Annotated in this window: 7 protein-coding genes; 5 read left to right on the forward strand and 2 right to left on the reverse strand. The window is 39.6% G+C overall.

The genetic code is table 11. The annotated features are described in order from the left end of the window. Positions 1-207: 207 nt before the first annotated feature. Both ACFSFY_RS15610 and ACFSFY_RS15615 read right to left on the reverse strand, forming a co-directional pair. Positions 208-2,037: an ABC transporter ATP-binding protein gene (locus tag ACFSFY_RS15610; RefSeq protein ID WP_381539622.1), complete on the reverse strand. Its 1,830-nt coding sequence runs from the start codon at positions 2,035-2,037 to the stop codon at positions 208-210. Next, positions 2,018-3,781 carry an ABC transporter ATP-binding protein gene (locus tag ACFSFY_RS15615; protein ID WP_381539624.1) on the reverse strand — a complete coding sequence of 588 codons (1,764 nt, stop codon included), beginning with the start codon at positions 3,779-3,781 and terminating at the stop codon, positions 2,018-2,020. Before ACFSFY_RS15615 ends, ACFSFY_RS15610 begins: the two co-directional genes overlap by 20 nt. 193 nt (positions 3,782-3,974) lie before the next feature. On the opposite strand from ACFSFY_RS15615, the gene ACFSFY_RS15620 reads away from it, so the two are divergent. Genes ACFSFY_RS15620 through ACFSFY_RS15640 form a run of 5 tightly spaced genes read left to right on the forward strand, consistent with a single transcriptional unit; the run spans position 3,975 to position 6,900 of the window. Then, a complete protein-coding gene (locus ACFSFY_RS15620; RefSeq protein WP_381539626.1) occupies positions 3,975-4,364 on the forward strand; it encodes a GntR family transcriptional regulator in 390 nt (129 codons plus the stop codon). After that, positions 4,361-5,269 carry an ATP-binding cassette domain-containing protein gene (locus ACFSFY_RS15625; RefSeq protein WP_381539628.1) on the forward strand — a complete coding sequence of 303 codons (909 nt, stop codon included), beginning with the start codon at positions 4,361-4,363 and terminating at the stop codon, positions 5,267-5,269. The genes ACFSFY_RS15620 and ACFSFY_RS15625 overlap by 4 nt, the downstream gene beginning before the upstream one ends. After that, a complete protein-coding gene (locus ACFSFY_RS15630; protein ID WP_381539630.1) occupies positions 5,241-5,987 on the forward strand; it encodes a hypothetical protein in 747 nt (248 codons plus the stop codon). The genes ACFSFY_RS15625 and ACFSFY_RS15630 overlap by 29 nt, the downstream gene beginning before the upstream one ends. Next, entirely contained in the window at positions 5,987-6,676 is a 690-nt protein-coding gene (locus tag ACFSFY_RS15635; protein WP_381539632.1) for a hypothetical protein, read from the forward strand. Before ACFSFY_RS15630 ends, ACFSFY_RS15635 begins: the two co-directional genes overlap by 1 nt. 17 nt (positions 6,677-6,693) lie before the next feature. After that, positions 6,694-6,900 carry a hypothetical protein gene (locus ACFSFY_RS15640; RefSeq protein WP_381539634.1) on the forward strand — a complete coding sequence of 69 codons (207 nt, stop codon included), beginning with the start codon at positions 6,694-6,696 and terminating at the stop codon, positions 6,898-6,900. The last annotated feature ends 358 nt before the right edge of the window (positions 6,901-7,258 follow it).

The following is a 7,258-nucleotide window of genomic DNA, read 5'->3' on the forward strand; positions in this document are numbered from 1 at the left end:
TCACCGGAACTTCACAACGTTTTAACCAAACCTCGCAACGCTTCACAAACTTCACAACGTTTCCACAGAACTTCGCAACACTCCATCAAAACCTTGCAACGTTTACACTAAACATCTCAACACTCCACCAAAACTTCACAACGTTTGTTCAAAATCAAAAAAGCTGCAAGAAGATATCATCCTCTTGCAGCTTTTTCTTTTGAATTCTTATATTTCAGATTCGCGCAACATGTTGTAGAAAACACCTTGTTGCTCGATGAGTTCTTCTTGGTTCCCCGATTCAATGAGCTGCCCTTGTTCCATTACGTGAACAGTATTTGCTTTTCGAACGGTATTCAGTCTGTGTGCGATGACGAAACTCGTTCGTCCTTCCATAAGGCGATCGAGTGCTTCTTGAATTTCCAACTCTGTCACCGTGTCGATACTGCTTGTCGCTTCGTCAAGAAGTAGAAGTACAGGATCTGCCACAAGCGCCCTTGCAATGGACAGCAATTGCTTTTGACCTTGTGAAATTTCTTCACCGTCCGCAGTAAGAACTGTGTCATAGCCTTCATCTAGTTTTTCAATAAAATTATGTGCATTCGCCTTTTTAGCTGCCGCAATGACTTCATCATCTGTCGCGTCTAGTTTTCCATACCGAATGTTTTCGAAAACAGTCGCTTCGAATAGAAATGGATCTTGTAAAACAAACGCTGTTTGACTGCGAAGTGTTTTTCTCGGCAACTTATGAATTGGAATGCCATCTATTAATATCTCACCTTTATTAATTTCATAAAATCGCGCTAGAAGTTGCATAATTGTTGTCTTTCCAGCTCCTGTTGCACCAACAAAAGCCGCTGTTTCACCAGCTTTTACATGAAATGAAACATTTTCAATCGTATAGCCATCCGTTTCTACCGCATAACCGAAAGATACATCACGGAATTCAACATCGCCTTTCAGCAACATATCTTCATACTCCGTCGCATCATCTTTCTCAATCGGTTCGTCCATAATGCCGAAAACACGCTCCGCTCCAGCAAGGGCAGATAGAACTGTGTTGAACTGGTTCGCTAAATCATTGAGCGGACGTGTAAACTGACGTGCGAGTTCCGTAAATATCACGATCGTTCCAACCGTCACGGCACCGTCACCTCTAAGTGCAAGCAACCCACCCACACCTGCAACGATAGCAAAACTCGCATTATTTAACGTATTCATTACTTTGGGAATAAAACCCGAATACGTCAGTGCCCAAAAACCTGTTCGACGAAGACGATCGCTTTTTTCTCTAAACTCTTCCATAACACGTGCTTCCTGAGAAAAAGCCTTCACAATGCGTTGTCCCGAAATGGTTTCTTCAATCATTCCGTTTAATTCCCCAACTGCAATTTGTTGTTCTTTAAACAGTTTACTTGTTCGACGCGTAATCCACCGCATCGCTATGAACATAAGCGGTATAATACTCATCGTCAATAAAGTTAAAAGTGGACTGAGATACAACATAACCGCGGTCGTTCCAACGAGCGTCAAGACACTTGAAAACACCTGTATAAATGAAGTGTTCAAGGTCTGGCTGACGTTTTCAATATCGTTCGTCATCCGACTCATAAGCTCTCCATGCTGTCTTTTATCAAAAAAGGTCACGGGTAGTTTTTGCAGATGGGCAAATAAACTTGTACGCAGTCGATAAACTGTCTGCTGAGCAATCCCTACCATCCAATAGTTTTGTAAGTACAGCGCGGTGGATAAACCAATATAAACTGCGATAAGCCAACCGATTTTACTTCCAAGATTGGTGAATTCACCTTTTATAATATTATTGTCCAAAATGTTCCCAACAAGGATTGGTCCAAGAAGTGCTAGGACCGAACTGACAAAAACGAGTGCTAAAACCGTAATTAAAAGCGCTCGTTGTTCGTCTACAAGTAGCCAAATTCGGTGTAGGACCGATTTCCAGTTTCTTGCACGCTCTGTTTTCTTTTTCGCGGGACCTTTAATATCTTCTTTCGTTAGAATCGGTTCATAACCAAATGGTTTACGAAGGATGCGTAACATCGGTTATCACCTCCTCTTCCGACTGCGATTCCGCAATTCTTCTGTATAAACGAGACTGTTTCATTAAATCTTGATGCGTCCCGTAACCAACAACGATTCCTTCATCCAATAACAGAATTTTGTCTGCCCCTTTTGCAGTTTGAATTTTCTGCGTGACGACAAGCATTGTTGCATTTTCTCCTTCTAACGCATCCCATAATGCCGTTTCCGTCTTAACGTCAAGTGCACTTGTACTGTCGTCTAAAATAAGTATTGAAGGTTTCCGCACGAGTGCTCTTGCAATGGACAATCGTTGTTTTTGTCCACCAGATAAATTGACACCTTTTTGCCCCACACGCGTAGCATACTTTTGTGGGAATGAATCGATGGATTCGTGAATTTGAGCTTTCTTTGCAGCCTCTTCAAGTTCATCAATATGTACTTCAGTATCCGAGGTAGTTACAGAAGGTGCTCCCCATGATAAGTTTTCTAAAATCGATCCCGTAAATAAAATGGATTGTTGAGGAACGAGACCTATCGAGTCGCGTAAATCCTTTAATGGCCACTCACGGACTTCCATTCCACTGACCAATATTTCTCCTGACGATGCTTCAAAAATTCGTGGAATTAAATTCAGTAATGTAGACTTTCCTGACCCGGTTGCTCCCATAATCGCGAGCTTTTCACCCTGCGAAACTTTAAAAGATATATTATCCAGAATTGGTTTTTCGCTTCTTGGATAATTAAAAGATACATTTCTAAATTCAAGTTCACCTTCCAAAGGTCTAACTTGTGCTTCTTCTGAATCTTGAATTTCTAGATTTTCATTGGCCAGAAGAACTTCTTCCATTCGTTCTGAAGACGCCTTTGCTCTAGAAAATGCGACAATAATAAATGCAAACATTGAAAATGCACCTGTCATTCGCATCGCATAGTTCACAACCGCAACAAGTTCTCCAACTTGCGCGCCACCATCACGAACCTCAAATGCACCGAACCACAATACCGCCATTAAACTCACGTTCATAACGAGTAACAAGACCGGTAAAATAAGCTCCATTAAACGCATTGCTCGTACCGTATCGCTTCTAAGATAATTTGCCACTTTAGAGAAGCGAGTCGTTTCATATATACCGCGTAAATAAGCCTTTACAAGACGAACCGCTTGTAGGTTTTCTTGGATTACACCATTCACTCGGTCTAAGCGAGTTTGGATCCCCGAAAAATATCCGACACCCTTTTTAGCCATTAAATAAAGAAATACCAATAGGAACGGAGCCCCAATTAATAAAAACAACGCCAGTTTCACATTGACGATTAAAGCCATGATTACGCTTCCGATTACTAGGAGCGGTGCGCGCAACATGATTCGAAGCCCCATAAATAGAACGTTTTGCACCATTGTAACGTCGCTCGTTAAACGTGTAATGAGTCCAGACGTTGGAAATCGTAAAAATGTAGACATTGTAAATGCTTGTATTTTACCAAATAACGCTTGGCGCAAATCAAAAGCAAAAGCTTGTGCTGCATGTGCCGCGAAATAGGAATTGATAACTCCTGATAAAAAAGCTACAAGCGCGAGCCCCATCATCGCGCTTCCCCACAGCCATATCACATCTTCGTTTCCTGCAATAATTCCATCATCAATGATTTTTGCAATAAACAAAGGCTGAATAAGCTCTACACTTAACTCCAATAGCATTAAAATTAACGCAATCGCCATTGGTAATTTATACGCTTTTGCAAAAGAAAATACCGTTTTCATATTAATCCCCCAAAACTCTTTCGTATTACGAATTGTTTATAGATAATCACTATTATGCCACAGCTTTTCAGGTCTGTACACTGTTCAAACAGAATTGCCCAAAACTTCTGAATGGCTTATTTCTTTATTGACTTTTATTCATAATTAACCTATAGTACATTACAAGAGTAATGCACTATAGAAGTAGGAGGTGATGCTAGTGCTTGACATGGACGGTTCAAAACCAATCTATATCCAAATTGCGGAGTGGATTGAAACAAGTATTATCGACTCCACCCTTTTACCAGACGCAAAAGTGTATTCACAATACCAGCTTGCAGAGATTTTCAATATTAATCCCGCGACTGCCGGGAAGGGTTTGACGCTGTTGGTGGATGCTGAACTTATTTACAAACGCCGCGGACTCGGCATGTTCGTCTCACCTGATGCCCGTGAAAAGTTACTTACAAAACGAAAAGAAGAGACGCTAAAACGGCTCGTAGTGGAATTACTTAAAGAGGCAGATCTTCTTGGGGTAGATGAAAAGCACTTACTAGCGATTATTTCAAAAGAACGAAACAAGAAAAAGGAGGGTTCTTCATGAACGTGATTGAGTTTAACAATGTAACCAAATCATATCGTAATCGTTCTGTGCTCAATCAAATGAACTTTACAATTACGGAAGGTGTTTTAACAGGAATCATCGGTCGAAACGGAGTTGGAAAGACCACATTAATGAAAATCATTTCCGGACATATTAAAGAAACTTCAGGTGATGTGCATGTCTTTTCAGAAAATCCATTTAACAGTATAAAAGTCTCCGCAAACTCAATTTACGTCGACGATACGATGAGCTTCTCCGACAAACTTTCTCTCGAAGAAATATTGAAAGAAGCGAAACGATTCTATGTCAATTGGGATGCCATACTCGCACAAAGGCTCTTTGAGTACTTCGGATTTCATTCCAATATGCGTCATAAGCATCTTTCAAAAGGAAAGATGAACACATTCAATGCAATCATCGGCATTGCATCACGCTGTCCCCTAACCATCTTTGACGAACCGACAACCGGGATGGATAGTGCTGTTCGAAAAGACTTTTACCGCGCACTTTTGAAAGATTATATTGCCCATCCGCGAACGATATTGCTGTCCAGCCATCATCTTGATGAAATCGAAGACTTGCTCGAAGATATTCTTCTTGTGAAAGACGGCATTGTGCGTTTTCACGGTCCAATTACCGATCTTCAGGAAATGTTTATTCGATTGATTGGACCTGAACAAAGTGTTCGTGTTCAAATCGCAGAAAAAAATGTGTTCAACAGACAATTGAACGAAATCTATTATGAAGTTCTCGTTGAAAACACATTTACTTCTGATGAATTGATTCACATGCAGGATCTTGGAATAAAGATCCTTCCCGTTTCCGCAAACGATGCATATGTTGCCCTTACTTCTAGTTTGAAAGGAGGAATTGATGATGTATTTGACGGAGCCACGACTCGCTGATATCGTAAAAAAACAAATTCAATATAAGTTTAATGGCTACACTGGGGTCTTTACTTCTTTACTCGTCATGCAGTTACTTGGAATCTTTACGTCCTTTGGAAATGGTGGTCATTTCTCAAGTTATGGTGAGACACTTGAAATTGCACAGATGCAACTTACCAATGATACGCTCGTTATATTTACACTTGTCTGGGCAGTTATACAAGGGATTCTATTAACAACAATGGCTTATCGCAACGATGCATTCACGTTCGTTTCGAATCGATTCTCCCATCATATATCCAGTTATTTATTCTTAATGATTGCTGCAATAATCGGGGGCCTTACAGCAGCACTTGCAGGTTCCACTATCAAACTCTTCGCCATCATGAAATACGATTCTGTTGCAATTGAAACCGCTGGATTTTTCAGTTCACCTTATGATTTCGCCTTGCGGGTTATCGCTTCAATCTTTTATACTCTTTTATTTGCAAGCATAGGGTATGCAATCGGATCGCTCATACAACGAAGCAAACTTGTCATCCCAATTATCTTTATCGCAGTATTCGTTGGGCCTTGGTTTCTACTTGGAGTGAGTGGCTTTAATATTAACCAAATCGCCTTGTTTTATGGAAACGAAACATCAATCGTACTGTTCATCCTAAAAGTTCTAGTTACCGTTGTTTTACTATTTGTCATTTCAGTTGCCATCACAAATAAAACGGAGGTGAGAAAATAATGTCATTACTCATTCCTATGATTCTAATTTTACTAATCTCCGCGTACTTCTTACGCACTAAAAAGTCTTTCACCTTTCAGGTAAATAAAAAGTGGACGTATATTTCATTTGGACTGTATATAGGCGTTCTTCTAATCGCACTGATCGCTGCTGAGGTACTGAGTAAAAATACAGTAAATCCATCTATGGAAGCATTTTCTGAGAATGAGTTTTATCTTATTGATGAACTGATTCGTGAAGGGGATTTGGAGTCCATTGACAGATCCCAGATCATTGACAAACGCACACATGATATAGGTAATACGTTGTCTTTAAAGTGGCAAAGTAACGAAATGAATTTTCAATCGTCGATACTTATAGAACGGAAAACCCAAAATGATGGAATCATCGAAGAAACACTTCTAAAGCCAAGATTAATGGTCAACGAATTGGACTACTCAGACCAAATGAAATACACACTACCAAAATGGAATGATAATGAAGTAACTTTTACAACGCCCCCGCCTACAAAAGTAGAAGTTATTTCTTATGGAGACGCCTTTCTATTGAATCAATTTAGTGAAAGAGTACCTTTGGGGAATCGGTTTCAAAGTTCAACTTCTTCTCAAGTAACTGTTCATCTGCTTGTTCCGAAAGACTTAATCATTAAAACAGATGACAATCTCTACATCGAGTACATTAACGAATAAAGGAGCTGAAGTTACTCATGAATGAAAAGCACAAGTCGACAAAAAAAGGGGTTATCATCATAGGCTTCGCAGCTATTTTAGCAGTTTTCATTCTCATTGCAACGGAATCCTATTTTAATAGCAAAGAACTAAAACTTGCCCGTGAAGGCTGTCTCGAGAAAAACGGTATTATAGTAGAAGAAAGAACATTCTTAAATCTAGACTACACTTTTACTTGTGAGTAACGAAATCACATAAAAAGAACCAGCCCCCATTACGTGTGACCCGTTCAGTTCACTGGTACAATAATGCAATTAAACAACCAAAATGATACCTAATTCGCATATGAATTAGGTATCTTTGTTTTGTTCCATATATTAACCTTTTGTTAAAAAGAAACAGTGTTAGGAAGCTTATGAGCAGACCTACAATAATTATTGTAGGTCTGCTCATTTATACGTTAAAGTCTCTTCAAATTTCTTATGCTAAAATCGCGCCCAGAGAGTGTAAAATATCTTGTGTAAATGAATAAATACAAAAAGGAAGACCTTTTCTTGGTAGAATTAAGTCACCACAACCAATCCTAGAAAAGAGGCCTTCCCT

Source organism: Sporosarcina siberiensis (assembly GCF_042681925.1).
Taxonomy (GTDB): Bacteria; Bacillota; Bacilli; order Bacillales_A; family Planococcaceae; genus Sporosarcina; species Sporosarcina siberiensis.

Excerpts from the sequence above, each read along its gene's own strand:
- ACFSFY_RS15615 (WP_381539624.1), bottom strand. The coding sequence starts at position 3,781 with ATGAAAACGGTATTTTCTTTTGCAAAAGCGTATAAATTACCAATGGCG.
- ACFSFY_RS15610 (WP_381539622.1), bottom strand. The coding sequence starts at position 2,037 with ATGTTACGCATCCTTCGTAAACCATTTGGTTATGAACCGATTCTAACG.
- ACFSFY_RS15640 (WP_381539634.1), top strand. The coding sequence starts at position 6,694 with ATGAATGAAAAGCACAAGTCGACAAAAAAAGGGGTTATCATCATAGGC.
- ACFSFY_RS15635 (WP_381539632.1), top strand. The coding sequence starts at position 5,987 with ATGTCATTACTCATTCCTATGATTCTAATTTTACTAATCTCCGCGTAC.
- ACFSFY_RS15630 (WP_381539630.1), top strand. The coding sequence starts at position 5,241 with ATGTATTTGACGGAGCCACGACTCGCTGATATCGTAAAAAAACAAATT.
- ACFSFY_RS15620 (WP_381539626.1), top strand. The coding sequence starts at position 3,975 with ATGCTAGTGCTTGACATGGACGGTTCAAAACCAATCTATATCCAAATT.
- ACFSFY_RS15625 (WP_381539628.1), top strand. The coding sequence starts at position 4,361 with ATGAACGTGATTGAGTTTAACAATGTAACCAAATCATATCGTAATCGT.